This window comes from Hydrogenophaga sp., from assembly GCF_050250835.1.
Lineage (GTDB): Bacteria > Pseudomonadota > Gammaproteobacteria > Burkholderiales > Burkholderiaceae_C > Hydrogenophaga.
On the sequence record NZ_JBFWNX010000002.1, the window covers coordinates 1 to 21,445 of the forward strand.

21 protein-coding genes and 1 tRNA gene are annotated in these 21,445 nt (G+C 63.6%); all 22 read right to left on the bottom strand.

All coding sequences use genetic code 11. The features are described 5' to 3' along the window. Positions 1–70: 70 nt before the first annotated feature. The 22 genes from AB7F11_RS03140 to pyrH all read right to left on the bottom strand — a co-directional run bounded on the left by AB7F11_RS03140 (position 71) and on the right by pyrH (position 21,348). A tRNA-Leu gene (locus tag AB7F11_RS03140) sits at positions 71–159 on the bottom strand. 20 nt (positions 160–179) lie between these two features. Beyond that, the gene (locus tag AB7F11_RS03145; protein ID WP_428291423.1) at positions 180–623 is read right to left on the bottom strand and encodes a DUF4149 domain-containing protein; all 444 of its coding nucleotides are present in this window, start codon (positions 621–623) and stop codon (positions 180–182) included. Further along, positions 623–1,099, bottom strand: a complete 477-nt coding sequence (gene greA, locus AB7F11_RS03150) for a transcription elongation factor GreA (RefSeq protein ID WP_428291424.1) — start codon at positions 1,097–1,099, stop codon at positions 623–625. Before greA ends, AB7F11_RS03145 begins: the two co-directional genes overlap by 1 nt. Positions 1,100–1,210: 111 nt before the next feature. Then, the gene (locus AB7F11_RS03155; protein ID WP_428291425.1) at positions 1,211–1,939 is read right to left on the bottom strand and encodes an alpha/beta fold hydrolase; all 729 of its coding nucleotides are present in this window, start codon (positions 1,937–1,939) and stop codon (positions 1,211–1,213) included. A 105-nt stretch (positions 1,940–2,044) separates the two neighbouring features. Then, entirely contained in the window at positions 2,045–3,019 is a 975-nt protein-coding gene (locus tag AB7F11_RS03160) for a helix-turn-helix domain-containing protein (protein ID WP_428291426.1), read from the bottom strand. A gap of 63 nt (positions 3,020–3,082) precedes the next feature. Beyond that, positions 3,083–6,340, bottom strand: a complete 3,258-nt coding sequence (carB, locus tag AB7F11_RS03165) for a carbamoyl-phosphate synthase large subunit (protein ID WP_428291427.1) — start codon at positions 6,338–6,340, stop codon at positions 3,083–3,085. A gap of 32 nt (positions 6,341–6,372) precedes the next feature. Then, positions 6,373–6,735, bottom strand: a complete 363-nt coding sequence (locus AB7F11_RS03170) for a hypothetical protein (RefSeq protein ID WP_428291428.1) — start codon at positions 6,733–6,735, stop codon at positions 6,373–6,375. Positions 6,736–6,746: 11 nt separating this feature from the next. Further along, complete coding sequence (gene carA / locus AB7F11_RS03175) at positions 6,747–7,913, bottom strand: glutamine-hydrolyzing carbamoyl-phosphate synthase small subunit (protein WP_428291429.1); 1,167 nt, start codon at positions 7,911–7,913, stop codon at positions 6,747–6,749. 169 nt (positions 7,914–8,082) lie between these two features. Further along, positions 8,083–8,883, bottom strand: a complete 801-nt coding sequence (locus tag AB7F11_RS03180; protein ID WP_428291437.1) for a TrmH family RNA methyltransferase — start codon at positions 8,881–8,883, stop codon at positions 8,083–8,085. After that, a complete protein-coding gene (gene rnhB / locus AB7F11_RS03185) occupies positions 8,883–9,530 on the bottom strand; it encodes a ribonuclease HII (protein ID WP_428291430.1) in 648 nt (215 codons plus the stop codon). The genes AB7F11_RS03180 and rnhB overlap by 1 nt, the downstream gene beginning before the upstream one ends. Beyond that, on the bottom strand, positions 9,502–10,653 hold the full coding sequence (gene lpxB / locus AB7F11_RS03190; protein ID WP_428291431.1) for a lipid-A-disaccharide synthase: 1,152 nt from the start codon (positions 10,651–10,653) through the stop codon (positions 9,502–9,504). Before lpxB ends, rnhB begins: the two co-directional genes overlap by 29 nt. Next, complete coding sequence (gene lpxA, locus AB7F11_RS03195; protein WP_428291432.1) at positions 10,650–11,444, bottom strand: acyl-ACP--UDP-N-acetylglucosamine O-acyltransferase; 795 nt, start codon at positions 11,442–11,444, stop codon at positions 10,650–10,652. Before lpxA ends, lpxB begins: the two co-directional genes overlap by 4 nt. 19 nt (positions 11,445–11,463) lie before the next feature. Next, positions 11,464–11,904: a 3-hydroxyacyl-ACP dehydratase FabZ gene (gene fabZ, locus AB7F11_RS03200; RefSeq protein ID WP_428291433.1), complete on the bottom strand. Its 441-nt coding sequence runs from the start codon at positions 11,902–11,904 to the stop codon at positions 11,464–11,466. After that, the gene (gene lpxD, locus AB7F11_RS03205) at positions 11,901–12,953 is read right to left on the bottom strand and encodes a UDP-3-O-(3-hydroxymyristoyl)glucosamine N-acyltransferase (RefSeq protein ID WP_428291434.1); all 1,053 of its coding nucleotides are present in this window, start codon (positions 12,951–12,953) and stop codon (positions 11,901–11,903) included. Before lpxD ends, fabZ begins: the two co-directional genes overlap by 4 nt. 9 nt (positions 12,954–12,962) lie before the next feature. Next, a complete protein-coding gene (locus AB7F11_RS03210; protein WP_428291435.1) occupies positions 12,963–13,469 on the bottom strand; it encodes an OmpH family outer membrane protein in 507 nt (168 codons plus the stop codon). A gap of 11 nt (positions 13,470–13,480) precedes the next feature. Next, positions 13,481–15,802: an outer membrane protein assembly factor BamA gene (gene bamA / locus AB7F11_RS03215; RefSeq protein WP_428291436.1), complete on the bottom strand. Its 2,322-nt coding sequence runs from the start codon at positions 15,800–15,802 to the stop codon at positions 13,481–13,483. A gap of 13 nt (positions 15,803–15,815) precedes the next feature. After that, on the bottom strand, positions 15,816–17,180 hold the full coding sequence (gene rseP / locus AB7F11_RS03220) for an RIP metalloprotease RseP (protein ID WP_428290782.1): 1,365 nt from the start codon (positions 17,178–17,180) through the stop codon (positions 15,816–15,818). Between the two features lie 48 nt (positions 17,181–17,228). After that, positions 17,229–18,413 carry a 1-deoxy-D-xylulose-5-phosphate reductoisomerase gene (gene ispC, locus AB7F11_RS03225; protein ID WP_428290783.1) on the bottom strand — a complete coding sequence of 395 codons (1,185 nt, stop codon included), beginning with the start codon at positions 18,411–18,413 and terminating at the stop codon, positions 17,229–17,231. Positions 18,414–18,416: 3 nt separating this feature from the next. Further along, entirely contained in the window at positions 18,417–19,238 is an 822-nt protein-coding gene (locus AB7F11_RS03230) for a phosphatidate cytidylyltransferase (RefSeq protein ID WP_428290784.1), read from the bottom strand. Continuing rightward, positions 19,231–20,001, bottom strand: a complete 771-nt coding sequence (gene uppS, locus AB7F11_RS03235; RefSeq protein WP_428290785.1) for a polyprenyl diphosphate synthase — start codon at positions 19,999–20,001, stop codon at positions 19,231–19,233. Before uppS ends, AB7F11_RS03230 begins: the two co-directional genes overlap by 8 nt. A 32-nt stretch (positions 20,002–20,033) precedes the next feature. Beyond that, positions 20,034–20,594 (bottom strand): ribosome recycling factor, encoded by a 561-nt coding sequence (frr, locus tag AB7F11_RS03240; RefSeq protein WP_428290786.1) that lies wholly within the window; start codon positions 20,592–20,594, stop codon positions 20,034–20,036. A 43-nt stretch (positions 20,595–20,637) separates the two neighbouring features. Beyond that, positions 20,638–21,348 (bottom strand): UMP kinase, encoded by a 711-nt coding sequence (pyrH, locus tag AB7F11_RS03245; RefSeq protein ID WP_291121862.1) that lies wholly within the window; start codon positions 21,346–21,348, stop codon positions 20,638–20,640. Positions 21,349–21,445: the final 97 nt, after the last annotated feature.

Sequence of the window (21,445 nt, forward strand, 5' to 3'; positions counted from 1 at the left end):
GATTTCGAAGGGCGCGTTGTATCGGGTCATGGAAACTCACTGTACCGGCGAAACCGGAAAAAACCTAGCCTGGTGCCTCGAAGCGGACTTGAACCGCTAAGTCGTTTTCACGACGGGGGATTTTAAGTCCCCTGTGTTTACCAGTTTCACCATCGAGGCCGGAGGGGGATTGTCGCAGGTCACCCCGACGCAGGGCGCGCGCCGGACAGTCGCCAGAGCGCTGCGCCGGCACACAGCCACTGCCCCAGCACCATGGCCGTGCCCACGCCATGCCACAGGCGCAGGTTGCCGCCGTTGGCGCGGGCGGTGACGATGTTCTGCGCTACCGCGAATTCCTGCACCAGCGCCAGCAACATCCCAAACAGGACGATGCCCATGGTGGTCAAGGCTTCGGGGGCGATGGCGATGCCATGGCCGCGCCGGTGGCGCAGGATCATCAGCAGCGCCAGCCCGAGCAGGAGACTGGCCCAGCATTGCAGAGAAAAAATGCGGGCCGTCACCGGTCCGGCCACCGCCGGACTGCCCAGGCTGGCAAACAGCAACGGCACGGCCAGAAAGCTCAGTGCGGTGATGCCACCCCACCAGAGCGCAGCGATCAGGATGGCGAGCCGCTGCAGTGGCATCAGGCGTAACGCACAGCCACGATCTCAAAGCGCTTGGTGCCGCTGGGTGCCTGCACCTCTGCCACGTCGCCCTCTTCCTTGCCAATGAGCGCACGAGCGATGGGGCTGCTGATGTTCACCAGGCCCTGTTTGAGGTCGGCCTCGTCTTCACCCACGATCTGGTAGGTCACGGCGGTGCCGCTGTCCTCGTCTTCCAGCTCGACGGTGGCGCCGAACACCACCCGGCCACCGGCATCGAGCTGGGCGGGGTCGATGATCTGGGCAGCGGAGAGCTTGCCTTCGATCTCGGCGATGCGACCTTCGATGAAGCCCTGGCGGTCCTTGGCGGCGTCGTATTCAGCGTTCTCGCTCAGGTCACCCTGCGCGCGCGCCTCGGCAATGGCGTTGATGACCCAGGGGCGGTCCACGGTTTTGAGCCGGTGCAGCTCTTCCTTGAGCTTTTCGGCGCCGCGCTTGGTGATCGGAATGGTGGCCATGTGTGCATGTCTCCAAAAGCAAACCGCCGGGCGTTGCCGCTCGGCGGTGGTCATGAAAACCGATTATGCCGTGAAAGATTCCGGCTCCCCAATCCGGGGCAAATACACGTGTCAGTCGCGGCCAGCCTCTTCCATTTTGTGGGCCAGGAGGGCCGGGTTGGTGAAGCAGAGTTCGTGGCTGCCGGGGCAGCACACCAGCCGATACAAGCCCAGGCGCTCCGACAGGCGGGGATGCCAGGGCATGCTGTGCGGCAGGGCAATGTCTTCCGTGCAGAGCAGGAAACTCTTGCCCAGGGGCTTGGCAGCGAGTTCGCTTTGCAGCACCACCGGCTCGGTAAAGGTGCGGTACGGCTGGAGATTGAGCCGGTCGAAGGCGCTCCGGGCCAGGGCGGCGTCTGCATCGTTGATGAAGGCCTCACGCCAGATCGGGTACGGCAGCATGACGGCGTTGCCGTTGGCCGCCGCAATCTCGTCGAACAGCGCCTTGTAGTGCGGCGGCACCATGTCGTTGAGGCATTCGCCATTGAGTGGCACGAAGGCGCACCAGTACACCAGCCGCGTGATGCGCTCAGGCACCTGATCGGCGACCTTGCTGATGACCATGCCGCCGTAACTGTGACCAACCAGCCTGACATGGCGCAGATCGTTCGCCTCCAGGTAGTCGACCACAGACTGCGCCGCTTCGGTCAGGCCGCAGGTGGCCCGGTCATCGCCGGGGCGGTTGCCAGCCAGCGTAGGGCAATGCACGGTGTGGCCGCGCTCGCGCAAGTGCCTGGCCACAGGTTCGAGCTCGGTGCCGGTGTGCCAGGCGCCGTGCACCAGAACATAGGTATCTGCCATCGGATAGCTCCTTGAGTGGGGTTGAAGCCCGCAGCTTAGGGAGCAAGCGCACCGCCGGATGGCTCAGGCGGGCCACGCCGCTGGCCTATGTGTGCCAGAGATCGTTCAGCGCGCCAGCCGTTCGCGTCGCCAGCGCGCCGGCGTGGCGCGGAAATGGCGCTGGAATTCACGCACGAAGTGCGAGGCGTCGACGAAGCCACAGCGCCGTCCGAGTTCAGAAATGGCAATGTTTGCCAACCTCGCCTGCGCCAGCAGCAGCTCCGCGCGGTCCAGCCGCAGACGCCTCAGGCTCTGCGCGAAACTCGTCGATTCGGCGGCGAAGGCGCGATGGAGGGTTCGCACAGAAACGCCCAGTTGTTCGGCCACTCGTTGCGAGGTGAGGCCAGGCTGGTCCAGCTGCTCCTGCTGGAGACGCTGCGCGCGCTGGAAGAGGTCATGGGAGGGTGGCGAACGCACCGGTGGCTGCGGCTCGATGGCCGCCGCCAACATGGCTCCCAGTTGATCGCACAAGAGCTGCGATGGGTACTGGGCGGCCAGCAGCGGGTCGTGCGCAAATTGCAGGGTCAGGCCCGATAGCGCTCTGCCCCAACCCTGGTCGCGATAGGCCACGCGAGGAAATGCGTCGTCGGTCCGGTTCAGCCATTGGCCGACCCAGGATCGGGGCAGCTGGATCGACATCACCTCCACGGACTCGGGAAAGTGCAATTCGTACAAGCGGGCCGAATCCACCAACACCGAATCCCCCGGGCGCAGCCCCGCACGGTGGCCGCCCTGGCACACGTGCCAGGGCGTCTGGCGCTGGGTGATCAGGTAGAAGGGGTGGCTGGCACTGCGTGCGATGCCCGCACGCGTGCGGTAGACGTCCTGGGTGGAGGCCTCCACCTGATTGAACGACAGCGGCCCGACCTCCACACTGATGAGACGCCCTTCGAAGGCTTGGGGCAGCCGTGAGCTGCAGTCCATCTCCAGAAAGGCTTCGCAGATCGCACCCACCCAATAATCGAGCCGGCCCGGGGCGTCTACCTGATCGGTGGACCACTGCCGGGCCAAGCCTGAGGACGGATTGCTGCCGAGCGCCATGGCTGCAATGTAGCGCCGCGCCCGGGCCGACGCCTCGGCGCAAACCCGGAGTCTGGGCCCGCGTCAGAGTTGGGCGTGCATCTCCTGGACGGAGATCACGTCCAGGTTGTCGAGGTACTTCATGCCCTCGACTGCAGCTTCAGCGCCGGCAATGGTGGTGAAGGTGGTCACCCGGGCCAACAAGGCCGACGTGCGGATGGCACGCGAATCGGTAATGGCGTTGCGGCGTTCTTCCACCGTGTTGATCACCAACACGATGTCACCGTTCTTGATTGCATCGACGATGTGCGGTCGGCCTTCGGTGACCTTGTTCACCGTCTGCACAGCCACACCAGCGGCGCTGATGGCAGCGGCCGTGCCGCGCGTGGCCACGAGCTCGAAGCCCATGTCGACCAGTTGGCGCGCGATTTCCACCGCGCGCGGCTTGTCGCCGTTCTTCACGGTCAGAAACACTTTGCCCGAAGTGGGCAGCTTGGTACCTGCGCCGATCTGGCTCTTGACGAAGGCTTCGCCAAACGTCTTGCCCACGCCCATGACCTCACCCGTGGATTTCATCTCGGGGCCAAGGATGGTGTCCACGCCAGGGAACTTCACGAACGGGAACACGGCTTCCTTGACGCTGAAGTACGGTGGCGTCACTTCCGCGCCGATGCCCTGCGCATCCAGCGACTGGCCCGCCATGCAGCGCGCAGCCACCTTGGCCAGCTGGATGCCGGTGGCCTTGGAGACAAAGGGCACGGTGCGCGAAGCGCGTGGGTTGACCTCCAGCACAAAGATCACATCCCTCTTGACGCCGTTCTCTTCCACTTCCTGGATCGCGAACTGCACGTTCATCAAGCCGACCACGTTCAGGCCCTCGGCCATCGCCGCGGTCTGGCGCTTGAGTTCGTCCACCGTGGCCTTGCTCAGGTAGTAGGGCGGCAGCGAGCAGGCAGAGTCGCCGCTGTGCACGCCCGCCTGTTCGATGTGCTCCATCACACCACCGATGAAGACGCGGCCCGCGGCGTCGCGCACGGCGTCCACGTCGCATTCGATCGCGTCGTTGAGGAAACGGTCCAGCAACACGGGTGAATCGTTGCTCACCTTGACGGCCTCACGCATGTAGCGCTCCAGGTCGCGCTGCTCGTGCACGATCTCCATGGCGCGACCGCCAAGCACATAGCTCGGGCGCACCACCAGTGGGTAACCCAGTGCGGCGGCCTTCTCAAGCGCCTCGGGCTCGGCGCGCGCAGTGGCGTTGGGCGGCTGGCGCAAGCCCAGCGTGTGCAGCAATTGCTGAAAGCGCTCACGGTCTTCGGCGGCGTCGATCATGTCGGGGCTGGTGCCGATGATGGGCACGCCAGCGGCCTCCAGACCCAGCGCGAGCTTCAGGGGGGTCTGGCCGCCGTACTGAACGATCACCCCCAGAGGCTTTTCCTTGTCCACGATCTCCAGCACATCTTCCAGCGTGAGCGGCTCGAAATACAGGCGGTCGCTGGTGTCGTAGTCGGTCGAGACGGTCTCCGGATTGCAGTTGACCATGATGGTCTCGTAGCCATCCTCGCGCATGGCGAGTGCAGCGTGCACACAGCAGTAGTCGAACTCGATGCCCTGGCCGATGCGGTTGGGCCCGCCGCCCAGAACCATGATCTTCTTGCGGTCGGTAGGTTCGGACTCGCATTCACCATCGCCATGACCTTCGTAAGTCGAATACATGTACGCGGTGTTGGTGGCGAACTCTGCGGCGCAGGTGTCCACACGCTTATAGACCGGGCGGATGTTCTCGGCGATCCGGCGTTCACGAACGGCCTGGTCGTTGGTCTTGAGCAGCTTGGCCAGGCGGCGATCCGAGAAGCCTTTCTTTTTCAGGCCGCGCAGGGTGTCCGCGTCGATCGCGTCCAGGCTGGTCTTTTCCAGCGCCAGTTCGATCTTCACGATTTCTTCGATCTGCACCAGGAACCAGGGATCAATCTTGGTGAACTGATGCACCTCCTCCATCGTCCAACCGGCGGCGAACGCATCGCCCACATACCAGATGCGGTCGGGACCAGGCTCGCCGAGCTCGCGCTCGAGCGTCTCGCGGTCCTGCGTCTTCTCGTTCATGCCGTCCACCCCCACCTCCAGGCCGCGCAAGGCTTTCTGGAAGCTTTCCTGGAATGTGCGGCCCATGGCCATGACCTCGCCCACGCTCTTCATTTGCGTGGTCAGGCGGCTGTCGGCGGTGGGGAACTTCTCGAAGGCGAAGCGAGGAATCTTGGTGACCACGTAGTCGATCGAGGGCTCGAACGAAGCTGGGGTGGCCCCGCCTGTGATCTCGTTGCGCAGCTCGTCGAGTGTGTAGCCCACGGCCAGCTTGGCCGCCACCTTGGCAATAGGGAATCCCGTGGCTTTGGATGCGAGGGCAGACGATCGCGAGACACGCGGGTTCATCTCGATCACCACCATGCGCCCGTCCTTGGGGTTGATGGAGAACTGCACGTTGGAGCCACCCGTGTCCACGCCGATCTCGCGCAGCACGGCCAGGCTGGCGTTGCGCAGAATCTGGTATTCCTTGTCGGTCAGGGTCTGGGCTGGCGCCACGGTGATGGAGTCGCCGGTGTGCACGCCCATGGGGTCCAGGTTCTCGATAGAGCAGACGATGATGCAGTTGTCCGCCTTGTCGCGCACCACCTCCATCTCGTATTCCTTCCACCCGAGCAGCGATTCCTCGATCAGCAGCTCGTTGGTGGGCGAAGCTTCCAGGCCACGCTTGCAGATGGTCTCGAACTCTTCCGGGTTGTAGGCGATGCCGCCGCCGGTGCCGCCGAGCGTGAAGCTGGGGCGAATCACCACGGGGAAGCCCACGGTCTTCTGCACACCCCAGGCCTCTTCCATGCTGTGCGCAATGCCCGAGCGCGCCGACCCCAGGCCGATCTTGGTCATCGCATCCTTGAACTTCAGGCGGTCCTCGGCCTTGTCGATGGCTTCGGGCGTGGCGCCGATCAGCTCCACGTCGTACTTGGCGAGCACGCCGTGACGCCAGAGGTCAAGTGCGCAGTTCAGCGCGGTCTGGCCGCCCATGGTGGGCAGGATGGCAAAGCCGCCCTGGGCCAATGGTCGCTCCTTGGCGATGATTTTCTCGACCGTCTGCCAGGTGATGGGCTCGATGTAGGTGACGTCGGCCGTGGCCGGGTCGGTCATGATGGTCGCGGGGTTGCTGTTGATGAGCACCACGCGATAACCCTCCTCACGCAGCGCCTTGCAGGCCTGAACGCCTGAGTAGTCGAACTCACAGGCCTGCCCGATGATGATGGGGCCGGCGCCGATGATGAGGACGGTCTGGATGTCTGTTCTTTTGGGCATGGTTCGCGGTAGTTTGTGCCGGCTTGGGTCGATCAGCCCTGGCGCTGGGTATCCAGTGTGTGGAGCAATGCCTGCAGGCGTTCGGCTGGCACGTTCTTCTGCATCAGTTGAATCAGGCCGTCACCTTCAATGAGGGGGCGCAGCACCTCGATCTCTGCGTCGTGGAAACGTGCGTCCCAGGCGGCCAGTTCGGTGTTGAAGGTCTCGTCGTCCCAGGTCTTGCACTTGGCGAGCAAGGTCACCAGTGGCATGGCCTTTTTGTCCAGGAAGGACTTTCGGTACGGCTTCTGGGCCCAGCGCTGGCCGAACCACTCGCGGTGCGGGGACTCCAGCGTGAGCATGCGCTTGGCAATCGCCTTCTCGACGGTGTAGATGGGGAAACTGAAGAGCTTCATGGCGAAGGGACTCAGGCTGTGGCAGGCACGCGGGCCTGCATCAGGTCGATGAAGCGGTCGAACAGGTAGCCGATGTCGTGCGGGCCGGGCGAGGCTTCTGGATGCCCCTGGAAGCAAAAGGCGGGTTTGTCCGTGCGCGCCAATCCCTGCAGCGTGCCGTCGAACAGACTCACATGCGTGGGCCGAAGGGTCGCAGGCAACGTCTTTTCGTCCACCGCGAAGCCGTGGTTCTGGCTGGTGATGGAGACACGCCCGTTGTCCAGGTCTTTCACCGGGTGGTTGGCACCATGGTGACCAAACTTCATTTTGAAAGTCTTCGCACCGCTGGCCAGCGCGAGGATCTGGTGACCCAGGCAGATGCCGAAGGTCGGCACGCCGCTCTCGATGATCTCGCGCGTGGCGGCAATCGCGTAGTCGCAAGGCTCCGGGTCGCCAGGGCCGTTGGAGAGGAACACGCCATTGGGCTTGAGCTTGAACACATCGGCGGCCGAGGTTTGCGCTGGCACCACGGTGATCTTGCAGCCACGCTGTGCCAGCATGCGCAAAATGTTGTGCTTGACGCCGAAGTCGTAGGCGACCACGTGAAAACGTGGCGCAATCTGCTCGCCATAGCCAAAGCCCAGCTGCCACTCGGTCTGCGTCCAGGCGTAAGGCGCGGTAGCCGAAACCACCCTGGCCAGATCCGTGCCAGCCATGTTGGGTGCCGCCTTCGCGGCTGCCAAGGCCCTGGCACGGTGGGCGTCCGAGATGGATTCGCCCGGGGCAAGCGCCACGATGCAGCCGTTCTGGGCGCCGTGGGTGCGCAAGCGACGGGTGAGCGCTCGGGTGTCAAGGTCGGCAATGGCCACGGTACCTTCTCGGTTCAGGTACTGCGAGAGGGTTTCGGCGCTGCGGAAATTGGAAGCCAGCAAGGGCAGGTCTTTGATGATCAGGCCAGCGGCATGGATGCGGCTGGCTTCGACGTCTTCGGCATTGATGCCGGTGTTGCCAATGTGCGGATACGTGAGTGTCACGATCTGCTGGCAATAGCTCGGATCGGTGAGGATTTCCTGGTAGCCGGTCAGTGCGGTGTTGAACACCACCTCACCCGTGGTCTGGCCGGTGGCCCCGATGGAAATGCCTGTAAAGACCGTGCCGTCGGCGAGCGCGAGAAGGGCTTTCGGGTGGACGGGAAGCACGGAAATCTCCAGATGGTTGGCTGCAACGTCCTCGCGCCGGCGGCAGGTGCCGCGCAGGCTTCGCACCCGCCTTGCGCCGGGGGGTGGGCCGGGGCAGAAACGGATCAACAACCTGGGGTGAAAAGCCGGGGCGCGCAGGGATTGCGCCGATTGCGGGTAAACCGTGGGATTATAGCCCGGCGCCCAGGGGCAAACTCCCACCGGCACCCTCACCAACCACGCTGGCATGCAGACAAATCGCGGCGGCCGCGGCCACGTTGAGCGACTCCTCGCCACCTGGCTGCGCAATGCGCACCGCACGGTCAGCCAGCGCTTCAAGCAGGGTGCTCACGCCCTGCCCTTCATGGCCCAGCACCCAGGCGCAAGGCCTGGGCAATACGCTGCGATGCAACCACTCGCCCTGGTGCGAGCTGGTCACGATCAGGGGCACGCCCAACGCGGAGAGATCGTCGACCGACAAGCCCTCGATCAGCTTCAGACTGAAATGAGCGCCCATGCCGGCGCGCACGACCTTGGGCGACCACAGGGCGGCCGTGCCCTTGAGCGCGAGCACCTGACCGAAACCGAAAGCGGCAGCGCTGCGCAGAATGGAGCCGACGTTGCCCGCGTCCTGCAAACGGTCCAGCACCACGCTGGCCCGGCCTGGCTCCAGGCCACCGGTTGCGGGCAGGTCCCACACGAAGCCTACCCCGGAAGGCGACTCCAGTCCGCTGATGCTGGCCATGAGGGCTGCCGGCACCGTCACGACGTGATCGGACGCGTCTCGCAGATCGTGCGGCGCCTGCGCCCAGAAGGATTCGGTGAACACGGCCGTGGCGGGCCGGTGCCCACGCGCGAGCAAGGCTCTGCAAAGATGATCGCCTTCGAGCCAGACCTGTCTGTGTTTGCGATACGCCGTGCTGTCCTGTGCCAGCAAGCGAAGGCGCTTGAGCAGCGGGTTGTCACGCGAGGTGATTGCACTGGGTGTGATCAAGGGATGCGGGCCTCAGGGTCCACGGGCACGGCCAGTGCACGTGCTACCGGTGCAAAGGAGCGACGGTGAACCGCCAAGGCCCCATGGGCTTGCAGGGCGCGCAAGTGCTGCGCGGTGCCATAGCCCTTGTGCCGATCGAATCCGTATTCCGGATGCTGCAGATGCAGCTCACACAGCAGCCGGTCGCGCGAGACCTTGGCCAGGATCGAAGCAGCAGATATGGAGGGAACCAGCGCATCGCCCGAGACGATGGCTTCGCACATCACATCCAGGGAGGGCAGGCGGTTGCCATCGACCAATACCTTGGCGGGCTTGAGCCGCAGGCCCAGTACCGCCCTGCGCATCGCCAGCATGGTGGCCTGCAGGATGTTGAGTTCGTCGATTTCCTCCACCGTGGCGTGCGCCACGCTGCAGCAGAGCGCCTTGGCGCGGATTTCGTCGTACAGGCGCTCACGGCGCAGCGCGGTGAGTTGCTTGGAGTCGGCCAAGCCCTTGATGGGAAAACGATCGTCCAGGATCACGGCGGCGGCGAACACCGGTCCGGCCAGAGGCCCGCGGCCGGCTTCGTCCACACCGGCCAGCAGGCCAGGCACGTCCCAGGGCAGCGTGGCCTGCTCAGCCTTCAAGAACTTTTTCGATCGCATCGGTGGCCAGTCGGGCGGTGTCGCGCAAAAGGGTGTGGTGCAACGCTTCGAATCGTTGCTGCAAAGCCGTGATTCTCGCAGGCGCGTCCAGCCAGTCCAACACCCCCCTCGACAGCGCCTGAGGCGTGGCGGCCTCCTGGAGGTATTCCGGGACCACGAATTCGCCGCTGAGGATGTTGGGCAGGCCCACCCAGGGCTGGAGCTGTTTGCGCCGCATGATCTGCCAGGACAACCAGTTCATGTTGTAGGCAATGACCATGGGGCGCTTGAACAGTGCCGCTTCCAGCGTGGCTGTACCGCTGGCGATCAGCGTCACGTCACAGGCAGCCAGAGCGGCGTGCGACTGACCAGCCAGCACCAGGGTCTCCTCGCCCAGGCCCGCCGCGCGCACGGCGCTGACGATGCGTTCGCGAAGGGCGGGCACTGCCGGTACAAGAAAGCGCAGGCCTGGCCGTGCGCGCTTCATGAATGCCGCCGCCTCGAAGAACGTCTGGGCCAGGTACTGCACCTCCGAAGCCCGACTCCCCGGGAGAATGGCCACGACCATATCGTCCCCGCCCAGGCCGAGCATCGAGCGAGCGGCGCTCCGATCTGGCTGCATCGGGATCACGCTGGCCAGCGGATGCCCCACATACGTGGCGCCAATGCCGTGCTGGGCCAACAAGCCGGGTTCAAACGGGAAGATGCACAGCACATGGTCGGCGCTGCGGCGAATCTTCTCCACCCGCTCAGCCCGCCATGCCCAGATGGAAGGGCAGACGAAATGCACGGTACGGACGCCCCTTGCCTTCAGCGCGGCCTCGAGATCGAGGTTGAAATCGGGTGCATCCACGCCGATGAAGACATCGGGCCGATCAGACACAAGCAGTCGCTGCCTCACCCGATCGCGGATGCCCACGATTTCCCGGTAATGTCGCAATACCTCGACGTAGCCGCGCACCGCCAGCTTTTCGCTGGGCCACCAGGCCTCAAAGCCCTGGGCGGCCATGTTCGCCCCCCCGATGCCAAAGGATTTCAGGTCGGGCCAGCGTTCGCGAACTCCGCCGAGCAGCAAGCCTGCCAGCAAGTCACCCGAGGTTTCCCCCGCCACAAGGGCCAGGCGTTTCGGCGCAGGCGCATTCACCGCACGATGCCGCGATGGGGCGAAACCTTGCCAAGAAAGTCCAGCATCATGTCCACGTCTGGCTGGGCTTCGGGGGTCTTGTGCGGCAAGCCGCGCACTTGCTCCATGGCCTGCTCCAGCTTGAGGTCGTCGCGGTACAGCGCCTTGTGCATGGCCTTTACCGCTGCAATGCGCTCAGGCGAAAACCCACGGCGACGAAGACCTTCGAAGTTCATGGAGCGGGCCTGAGCCGGCTGGCCCTGGGCCATCACGAACGGAGGCAGATCGGCGAACAGCAGCGAGCACATGGCCGTCATGGCATGCGCACCAATTCGCACGAACTGATGTACCACGGAGAAGCCACCCAGAATCACCCAGTCGTCTACCACCACATGCCCGGCGAGCTGGGAGTTGTTGGCGAAGATGGTGTGGTTGCCCACCTGGCAATCGTGCGCAAGATGCACGTAGGCCATGATCCAGTTGTCGTCCCCCACGCTGGTCACCGCACGGTCGCCCGGCGAGCCGATGTTGAACGTGCAGAACTCCCGGATGGTATTGCCGTTGCCGATGACGAGTTCGCAGGGCTCGCCCGCGTACTTCTTGTCCTGCGGAATCGCACCCAGCGAATTGAACTGGAAGATGCGGTTGTCGCGCCCGATGGTGGTGTGCCCCTCGATCACGCAATGCGCACCAATGGTGGTGCCCGCACCGACCTTCACATGGGGACCAATCACGGTATAGGGTCCGACACTGACCGAGCTGTCCAGTTCGGCTGCGGAATCCACCAGGGCGGTGGCATGAATCAGAGACACGATGCGCCCTCTTGCGGCATCAGGCGATGGTGCGCATGGTGCACATCAACTCCGCCTCGCAGGCCACGTCGGCGCCCACGCGGGTGATGCCCTTGAACTTGAAGATTCCCGCCTTCATGCGATCAAGCGTCACGTCCATCACCAATTGGTCGCCTGGCTCCACCGGACGCTTGAAGCGCGCACCGTCGATGCCTGCAAAGTAATACACCGTCTTGTCGTCAGGTGTCACGCCCACGGTGTCGAATGCCAGCAGAGCCGCCGCCTGCGCCATGGCTTCCAGCATCAGGACCCCGGGCATCACCGGACGGTGTGGAAAGTGACCCACGAAAAACGGCTCGTTGATGGTGACGTTCTTCAACGCCTTGATGCGCTGTCCCTTCTCCAGTTCCAGCACGCGGTCCACCAGCAGGAACGGATAGCGGTGGGGAAGCTGTTTGAGTATCTGGTGAATGTCCATCATGGCTTGGAAGGAGGTGTGCTGGCGTGGGCGATCGCCTGTTCGAGCAACTTGATGCGCTCGCGAAGGCGGTTGAGTTGCTTGAGAGAGGCTGCGTTCTTTTCCCAGGCCGCATTGTCGTCGATGGGGAACATGCCGGTGTAATGCCCCGGCTTGAGCAGGGAACGCGTCACCACCGACGCGGCCGAGACATGCACCCCGTCGACAAGGCGAAGATGACCCAGCACGACAGCACCACCGCCGATGGTGCAATGCGCACCAATGTCGGCACTGCCCGCTACACCCACGCAGCCAGCCATCGCGGTATGCGCGCCAATGCGCACGTTGTGCCCGATCTGGATCAGGTTGTCGAGCTTCACGCCGTCTTCGATCACGGTGTCGTCCAGCGCACCCCGATCAATGCAGGTGTTGGCGCCGATCTCCACATCGTTGCCAACACGCACGGCGCCGAGTTGTTCGATCTTGATCCAGGCACCCTGGTGCGGCGCAAAACCGAAGCCGTCTGCACCAATGACCACACCGGGATGCAGGATGCAGCGCTCGCCCACCGAACACCCGTCGCCCAGACTGACCCGGCCATGCAATACGCTGCCCGCTCCCACGCGGGCTCCGCGGCCCAGCACCGAATGAGCGCCAATGCGGGCGCCGTCGGCGACGTCGGCATCCGGGCCGATCACGGCGAAAGGCCCTACGCCCACATCGCGGCCGAGGCGTGCCGTCGGGTGCACGCTGGCCAGGACTTCCACCAGCGCGGGCTGCCCCTGCTCGTGGCGTTCTTTCCACCATTGTGTCAAGCGGGCGAAATAGAGATAGGGGTCTTCGGTAACGATACAGGCCCCTCGAACACGTGCGGCAGCCTCCAGGGCCGGCGGCGCAATCAAGGCGCCCGCGCGCGTGCTCTCCATTTGGCCCGCGTAGCGGGCATGGGAGATAAACGAGAGATCGGCCGGGCCCGCCGTGGACAAGGGCGCCAGCCTCTGCACCAGCTGGTCGGAGGAGCCGAACAGCTTGCCGCCAAGTGCCTGCACGATATCGCCGAGCAGCACGGCCACGGTGGCTCTTTACTTGGCGCTGTCAAGCGTGGACATGACCTTGTCGGTGATGTCCACGCGGGGATTGATGTAGTAAGCCTCGGAGACGATCAGATCGTACTTGTCGGTTTCGGCGATCTGACGAACGATGCGGTTGAGCTTCTCGATGACCTGCTGCAAGGCTTCGTTGCGGCGCAAATTGAGCTCTTCCTGGAAATCGCGCTGGCGACGCTGCAAGTCACGCTCTTGCTCGGAGAGCTGGCGCTGCCGTGCGGTGCGCTGGCTTTCGGACATCGTTGGACCTTCCTTCTCGAATTTCTCGATGGATGCCCGGAACGTGTCGGCTGAGCCACGCAGCTCGCGCTCGCGCTTGGAGAACTCCTGCTCCAGTTTGGCCGAAACCGCCTTGGCGGTATTGGATTCGCGCAGGATCTTCTCGACGTTGACGGCGCCGATCTTGGTGTCCTGCGCCATGGCTGGCGAGGTGATCAACGCGGCGCCCAGCGCCAGCGAAAGCAGAACGTTTCGGGCTAGCATGAAAGTCTTCATCAAAAGGAGGTTCCGATCTGAAACTGGAATTTCTGGATTCTATCGCCTGTGAATTGGCGGATAGGGTTTGCAAAGGCGAAGCGAAGCGGGCCGATCGGTGAGATCCAGCTCACGCCGATACCGACGGAGGCCCGCAAGTCGGAAAAGGAAGACTTCTGCCCTTCTCCATAGACATTCCCGACATCAATGAATCCGAACAGGCGCAGTGTGCGGTCATTGCCTGCGCCGGGAAATGGCGTGATGAATTCGGCGTTGAGCGCCACACTGCGATTGCCACCGATGTTGACTTGCTGGCCGGCCGAAATGCCAGAAAGAATGGGCGACGTGGGGCCCAGCGTGCCTTGGTCAAAACCGCGAACCGAACCCAGGCCACCACCAAAGAAGTTCTTGAACAGGGGGTACGGGCGTCCGCCCAGGCCCTTTCCATAGCCCACCTCGCCATTGAGCGCCAGGGTGTATTGCTTGGTCAGCGCGAAGTACTGCTGAATCTGGTAGTTCGTCTTGATGTAACGGGTGTCACCTGCCACGCCCACTTCGGTGTTGAAACGCTGCAGACGGCCTTCGGTGGGCACGAGCGCACTGTCTCGCCCATCACGCGACCAGCCGATCGTCAGGGGGAGCGACGTGCTGCTGTCACCAAAGGTGTTCGAATAGGTCTGGTAGGCCTGGGGCAGGCCATTGCCGGGCTCGATGCGTGTCTGCTCCACGCCGACACCGAAGAACACCGTATCCTGCTCACTGAACGGCACGCCGAACTTCACACTCACGCCGGGCGTGATCAGTCGGTAGTCGCCGCCCTGCTGCGTGTAGGGTGTGGTGGTCTTGTAGTAGGCATCAAATGCGCGTGAAATGCCGTCTTTTGTAAAGTAGGGGTCCACCGTGCTGAGCACGATCTGGCGGTTGAAACGGCTGGTGTTGACGTCGATGCCCAGGTAGTTGCCCGAGCCGAACACGTTCTCCTGCCGGATGCCTGCAATCAGGGAGATCTGCTCAGCCTGCGAATAGCCAGCGCCCAGCGAAATGTTGCCCGTGGGCTTTTCAGCCACGTTCACGGTGATATCGACCTGATCGGGCGTGCCAGGCACTGGCTGAGTGTCGATGCCCACTTCGGTGAAGAAGCCCAGGCGGTCCACCCGATCGCGCGACAGGCGGATGCGGTCGCTGTCGTACCAGGCCGATTCAAACTGGCGGAATTCGCGCCGAACGACCTCGTCGCGTGTGCGGTTGTTGCCTTCGATGTTGATGCGTCGCACGTACACGCGGCGAGCGGGCTGTGCGCGCAGCACGAATGCCACCTGCTTGTTCACGCGGTCGATGTCGGGCGTGGCCTCGACCTGTGCGAACGCATAGCCAAATGTGCCGAAGTAGTCGGTGAATGCCTTGACGGTGGCGGACACGTCTTCAACGTTGTAGGCCCTGCCTGCGCGCAACGTGACAAGGGATTCGAACTCCTCCTGCTTGCCCAGGTACTCCCCTTCTAGCGCCACCGATTTCACGACATAACGGTCGCCTTCGGTGATGTTGAGGGTGATCGACATGTCCTGCTTGTCGGGCGAGATGGCCACTTGCGTCGACTCGATGCGGAACTCCAGGAAGCCGCGTGTGAGGTAATACGAACGCAGGGTTTCGATGTCGGCATTGAGCTTGGCGCGTGAATAGCGGTCTGACTTGGTGTACCAGCTCAACCATCCGCCGGTGTCAAGGTCGAACAGGCCGCGCAGCGTCGATTCCGAATAGGCCTTGTTGCCGACGATGCGGATTTCGCTGATCTTGGCCACCTCACCCTCGACCACACTGAAATTCAGGTTGACGCGGTTGCGTTCACCTGGCGTCACGGTGGTCACGACCTGGGCGGCATACATGCTGCGGTTGATGTACTGGCGCTTGAGCTCCTGCTCCGCCCGATCGGCCAGGGCCTTGTCGAACGGACGGCCTTCGGCCAGGCCAATGTCGCGCAGGGCCTTCTTCAGCACCTCGGCATCGAACTCCTTGATGCCGGAGAAGCCGACGTCGGCCACGGTGGGGCGCTCTTCCACGATGACCACCAGCACGTCGCCGTTGACCTGCAGACGCACGTCGCTGAACAAACCCAGGCTGAACAGCGCGCGAATGGCCGTGGAACCTTTGTCGTCGTTGTACAGGTCGCCAATGCGGAACGGCAACGACGCGAACACCGTGCCCGGCTCCACGCGCTGCAGACCTTCGACGCGGATGTCTCTCAAGGTGAAGGGGTCGACGGCCCAGGCAGGAAGGGCCGAAAGCAGGGACACCGCGAGCGCTGAGAACGTCAGGCCGCGAAGACCGAAGAATTTTGTTTTCATGGAAAGGAAGCGTTCAGCCCGCCAGGCGGACCACATCATTGAATAAGGCGACGGACATGAGAGCCATGAGAACCACGACCCCCCCGCGCTGCAGGCGTTCCATCCAGACTTCGGAGACGCTGCGACCAGTCACACCCTCCCAAAGATAATACATCAGGTGTCCACCGTCCAAGACCGGCAGAGGCAGCAGATTGAGGACGCCGAGGCTTACGCTGATGAGGGCAAGAAACAGAAGGTAAGAGGACACACCCAGGCTCGCCGACTTGCCGGCGTAGTCGGCAATGGTCAGGGGCCCGCTGAGGTTCTTCACCGACGCTTCTCCCACCAGCATTCGGCCCATCATCTTGAGCGTGAGCCACGAAACTTCCCAGGTTCGCACCACCCCATGAATGAGGCTGTCCACCAGCCCGTGGCTCACGGTCATCATCTCCGGGGCTGCACCGATGTAGGCCCCCACGCGGCCGATCCAGGCACCATCCTGCTGTTCAGGCAGCGGCTTGACCACCAGATTCAGCATCTGCGAGCCCCGTTCCACGGTCCAGCGCTGCACCCTGGGCTGGCCTTCGGGCCCCACGCCAGCACGGATCAATGCCCGCAGGCTCTGGCCATCGGACACCGGGGCATCATCGACTCGGCGCACCACGTCGCCCTTTTGCAGACCCGCCTGCGCAGCCGCACCGCCTTGCATCACTTCGCCCACCAAGGGGGCACTCCATGGCGAGGTGATGCCGATGCGCTGGAACAGCGAGGCGTCGGCCTCGCGCACGTTGAGCTCGCTCAGGGGCAACACGACCGGACGGGCACTGGCGCCCTCGCGCGGGCTCACCCACAAGGTCAGGTCTTCGCTGGACAAGGCGGCCTGGGTGAGACGCCAGCGCAGGTCTTCGAAAGAACCGACTTCGGCGGGTTCGTCATCTTTGGTGGCGATCTGCACCACCCAGTCGCCACCTCTGATGCCCGAGCGTTCGGCCAGAGATCCTGCCATCGGCGCAGACAGCACGGGCCTGGGTTCATCCACACCGGTCCAGCTGACCACCGCGTACAGAAGGATGGCCAGCAGCAGATTGGCCGCGGGCCCAGCTGCAACGATGGCGGTGCGGGACCGCAGCGGCTGCGTGTTGAATGCCAGGTGACGCTCGGAGGGATCGACCGGCGCCTCGCGCTCGTCGAGCATGCGCACATAGCCCCCCAGGGGCAGCGCGCAAACCACGAATTCGGTAGCACTGCCCTTTTTTCGCCAGCTCAGCAAGGGCTTGCCAAACCCGATCGAGAAACGCAACACCTTGACGCCGCATGCCACGGCCACCCGGTAGTGCCCGTATTCATGCACCGCGATCAAGAGACCCAGGGCCACCACGAAAGCAACGATTGTGAGCATGTAGGGGATGGGATTGAGGAGATTCGGGCCGCCGCCAGCAGCCAGTGCTCAGAGGGCGAGCCGCTCGACCTGGGCCAGAGCCAGGCTGCGTGCCTCGGCATCAATGGCCAGCAAGTCCGCCAGCTGCCCAGGCTTGGAGGGCACCAGCGCCTGCAAAGTTGCATCGTTGACGACGTGAATCTGATCGAAGCGCAAGCGATCGTCCAAAAAGGCGGCCACGGCGACCTCGTTGGCCGCGTTGAGCACCGCAGTGGTTCCCGCCGGGCTGTCCAGCGCCTGCCACGCCAGACGCAGGCCAGGGAAACGACGGTCGTCAGGACTTTCAAAGCTCAACGAACCGAGTGAGGCAAAGTCCAGCGCGGCAGCACCGGACTCGATGCGCTCGGGCCAGGAAAGGCCATAGGCGATGGGCCCGCGCATGTCCGGCGTGCCCAGTTGCGCCACCACCGACCGGTCGTGGTACTGCACCATCGAATGGATCACGCTTTGCGGATGGATGACCACCTCGATCCGAGAGCCTGGCAGGCCGAATAGATAGCTGGCCTCGATGACTTCCAGGGCCTTGTTCATCATGGTGGCCGAGTCAACCGAGATCTTGCGACCCATTACCCAGTTGGGATGAGCACAGGCCTCCTGGGGTGTTACGTCCGCCAGGGTGCCGGGATCGCGGGTTCGAAACGGCCCGCCTGAAGCAGTGAGCACGATCTTTTCCACGCGGCGTGACCAAGTCTGCGGGTCCTCTGGCAACGACTGGAACACGGCGGAATGCTCGCTGTCGATAGGCAGCAGCGTGGCCCCACCCTCCTTCACCGCCTGCATGAACAGGTCGCCGCCCACCACCAACGCTTCCTTGTTGGCCAGCAGGACTTTTTTTCCAGCGCGGGCGGCGGCCAGGCTGGGTGCGAGTCCAGCAGCACCGACGATGGCCGCCATCACGGCGTCCACCTCAGGGTCTGAACAGACGTCGCACAGCGACTGCGGGCCCGAAAGCACTTGCACCGCAAGGCCTTCCTCGCGCACCTTGTCCGCCAGCTGCCGGGCAGGGGCGGGGTTGGCCATGACGGCGTAGCGCGGCGAGAAGCGTCTGCATTGCGCCAGCAAGGCGTCGACCTGCGTGGCCGCAGTGAGCGCAAAGACCGAGTAGCGTTCGGGGTGACGCGCCATCACATCGAGCGTGCTGGTGCCGATGGAGCCCGTCGAGCCCAGGATGGTGACGGATTGCAAACGTGTCATGGGTCAGATTGTGATGAGCATCATGGCCAGCGGCAACACGGGGAGCAATGCATCGACGCGATCGAGCACGCCGCCATGCCCAGGCAGCAAGGCGCTGGAGTCTTTCACGCCAGCACCGCGCTTGACCAGAGATTCCACCAGATCGCCCACCACACTCATGGCACACAGGAAAACCAGGGCAAGCAGCGTGACCACAGGGCTCAGCGACCAAAGCCGTGCGTACAGGCTGTCGCCCTGCGCGTCGGCCCAGATCCAGGCTGCCGCCAGCACCAGCACGCCCAACAGTCCGCTGACGGCCCCTTCCCAACTCTTGCCGGGGCTGATGGCAGGGGCCAGCTTGCGCCGCCCAAATGCCTTGCCACCAAAGTAGGCGGCAATATCGGCCATCCAGACCAGCAGAAGCACCGAGAGCAGAAAGCCCAGACCGACGGCGCGGGCCTGCACCAGAGCCAGCCAGGCGCAGGCAATCAGGGCCAGGCCGCCCCACAGCCGAAGACTCGAGGGCCATGCTTTCCAGCCCGACACTCCGCGACCGAGCATGGCCACCGCCAGCAACACCCACAGAGCGCCCACCGCCAGCCAGAGCGGGCGCAAGGCCATGGCAAGACCGCCGGCCAGCCAGACCAATGCCATCAACGCGCCCATGCCCATGCCCACCGCGAGAGATTGCTTCGAACTGCAACCGTTCAGACGCGCCCACTCCCAACTAGCCGCCCCGATGAGCAACAAGGTCAGCGCTGCAAATGGCTCGATCGCAGGATAGAACAACGCTGGAAGCAAAACGGCCAGCAACAGCACGGCCGTGATGATTCGCTGCTTAAGCATGTTGCTGGCCCGCGGCCACCATCAAGGGGTTCTCTTCGACGCGCTGTTCGGCTGTCTGTCCAAATCGGCGCTCTCGGTTGGCGAACTCCGCCAGCGCACGGTCCAGTTCAGCGGCGTCGAAATCAGGCCAAAGGCACTCGGTGAACACCAGCTCGGTGTAAGCCGACTGCCACAGCAGGAAATTGCTGATGCGCAATTCGCCGCCGGTACGGATCAGAAGATCTGGATCGGCCACATGCGCAAGCGCCATGGCAGAAGACAGATTCGCTTCAGTGATGTCTCGACCTTGCTGGACAAGACGGCGCGCCGCCTGCGTCACATCCCAGCGGCCACCATAGTTGAAGCATACGTTGAGCACCAGCGTGCGGTTGTGTGCCGTGTCGCGCTCGGCGGCTTCCAGGCCCTGCACCACGCGCACTGAAAGGCCAGACCGATCTCCAGGAAAATGCAGTTGCACACCGTTGTCGCGCAGGCTCGGCACCTCCCGCGAAAGCGCCATCACCAGCAAGTCCATGAGGCCGGAGACCTCTTCCACCGGGCGGTTCCAGTTCTCGGACGAAAACGCAAACACCGACAGCACCGGAACGCCGCGCTCGATGCAGGCCTTGACCACCCGACGCAACGCCTCGACGCCCTGCTTGTGGCCTGCCACACGCGGCAGCCACCGCTTCTGCGCCCATCGACCGTTCCCATCCATGACGATGGCGACGTGCCCAGGCTGCACCGAGGGCGAAGGACTTGGGGGAGCGGCGGAGTTGGACATCGGGCGCAAGGGGTCGGTGGCGAGGCAAAGCCTCAGACCGCCATGATGTCCTGTTCCTTGGAAGCCACGAGGCGGTCCACCTCGGCAATCATGCGATCGGTGAGCTTCTGGATGTCTTCCTGTGAACGGCGGTCGTCGTCCTCGGAGGCCAACTTGTCCTTCACCAGCTTCTTAACCGCCTCGTTGGCGTCGCGGCGCAGGTTGCGAATCGCAATCTTGGCCGCCTCGCCATCGCCCCTCACGACCTTGGTGAGCTCCTTGCGACGCTCTTCGGTCATTGGCGGCATCGGCACACGAATCAGGTCGCCCTGGCTGGAGGGGTTGAGCCCGAGATCCGATTCGCGGATGGCTTTCTCGATCTTTGCACCCATGCCCTTTTCCCAGGGCGCCACACCAATGGTGCGCGCATCCAACAGCGTCAGGTTGGCCACCTGTGACAGCGGCAACATGGTGCCGTAGTACTCGACATGAACCGTGTCGAGCAACGCCGGATTGGGGCGGCCGGTGCGCACTTTCGTCAGACCGTTCTTGAGCGCTTCCACCGATTGAAGCATCTTGTGCTCAGCGGTTTTGCGGATGTCGTCGGTGCTCATGAAAACTCCTCGATGCGTCGAAATGAAATGGGAGAAGACGCCATCAGACGTGAACCAGCGTGCCCTCGTCGCCACCGAGCACCACTTTGCGCAGCGCCCCTGGCTTGAAGATCGAGAACACCTTGACGGGCAGCTTCTGGTCTCGGCACAGCGCGAAGGCCGTTGCATCCATCACCTGCAGGTTCTTGCTCATGGCTTCATCGAACGAAATCGTGGTGTATCGCGTTGCGCTCGGATCCTTGTTGGGATCTGCGGTGTAGACACCATCCACCTTGGTGGCCTTGAGGACAATTTCGGCACCAATCTCGGCGCCACGCAGCGCCGCTGCGGTGTCGGTGGTGAAAAAGGGGTTGCCGGTACCGGCCGCAAAGACCACCACCTTGCCCTCTTCGAGGTACTGCAATGCCTTGGGGCGCACGTAGGGCTCAACCACCTGCTCGATGGCAATGGCCGACATCACTCGCGCCACCAGCCCCGCCTTGTCCATGGTGTCAGCCAAGGCCAGCGAGTTCATCACCGTGGCCAGCATGCCCATGTAGTCGGCGGTTGCGCGATCCATGCCCACCGATCCACCCGCAACTCCGCGAAAGATGTTGCCACCACCAATGACGATGGCCACCTGGACGCCCAGGCGCGTGACCTCGGCAATTTCCTCAACCATGCGCACGATCGTGGCCCGGTTGATACCAAAAGCGTCGTCACCCATCAGGGCCTCTCCCGACAGCTTCAGCAGGATCCGTTTGTAGGCTGGCATGACGCAACTTTCAGAATTCAAAAGACAAAGACTTAACCGGCAAGTGTAGCGAGGACCCCGGCCTCTCCCGCGGCCTCAGGATGTAAAAAAGACCCAT

Bases quoted from the DNA above. Each gene is read 5' to 3' on its own strand.
- AB7F11_RS03145 (WP_428291423.1), bottom strand. From the start codon at position 623: ATGCCACTGCAGCGGCTCGCCATCCTGATCGCTGCGCTCTGGTGGGGT.
- greA (WP_428291424.1), bottom strand. From the start codon at position 1,099: ATGGCCACCATTCCGATCACCAAGCGCGGCGCCGAAAAGCTCAAGGAA.
- AB7F11_RS03155 (WP_428291425.1), bottom strand. From the start codon at position 1,939: ATGGCAGATACCTATGTTCTGGTGCACGGCGCCTGGCACACCGGCACC.
- AB7F11_RS03160 (WP_428291426.1), bottom strand. From the start codon at position 3,019: ATGGCGCTCGGCAGCAATCCGTCCTCAGGCTTGGCCCGGCAGTGGTCC.
- carB (WP_428291427.1), bottom strand. From the start codon at position 6,340: ATGCCCAAAAGAACAGACATCCAGACCGTCCTCATCATCGGCGCCGGC.
- AB7F11_RS03170 (WP_428291428.1), bottom strand. From the start codon at position 6,735: ATGAAGCTCTTCAGTTTCCCCATCTACACCGTCGAGAAGGCGATTGCC.
- rnhB (WP_428291430.1), bottom strand. From the start codon at position 9,530: ATGCGATCGAAAAAGTTCTTGAAGGCTGAGCAGGCCACGCTGCCCTGG.
- fabZ (WP_428291433.1), bottom strand. From the start codon at position 11,904: ATGATGGACATTCACCAGATACTCAAACAGCTTCCCCACCGCTATCCG.
- AB7F11_RS03210 (WP_428291435.1), bottom strand. From the start codon at position 13,469: ATGCTAGCCCGAAACGTTCTGCTTTCGCTGGCGCTGGGCGCCGCGTTG.
- bamA (WP_428291436.1), bottom strand. From the start codon at position 15,802: ATGAAAACAAAATTCTTCGGTCTTCGCGGCCTGACGTTCTCAGCGCTC.
- rseP (WP_428290782.1), bottom strand. From the start codon at position 17,180: ATGCTCACAATCGTTGCTTTCGTGGTGGCCCTGGGTCTCTTGATCGCG.
- ispC (WP_428290783.1), bottom strand. From the start codon at position 18,413: ATGACACGTTTGCAATCCGTCACCATCCTGGGCTCGACGGGCTCCATC.
- AB7F11_RS03230 (WP_428290784.1), bottom strand. From the start codon at position 19,238: ATGCTTAAGCAGCGAATCATCACGGCCGTGCTGTTGCTGGCCGTTTTG.
- uppS (WP_428290785.1), bottom strand. From the start codon at position 20,001: ATGTCCAACTCCGCCGCTCCCCCAAGTCCTTCGCCCTCGGTGCAGCCT.
- frr (WP_428290786.1), bottom strand. From the start codon at position 20,594: ATGAGCACCGACGACATCCGCAAAACCGCTGAGCACAAGATGCTTCAA.
- pyrH (WP_291121862.1), bottom strand. From the start codon at position 21,348: ATGCCAGCCTACAAACGGATCCTGCTGAAGCTGTCGGGAGAGGCCCTG.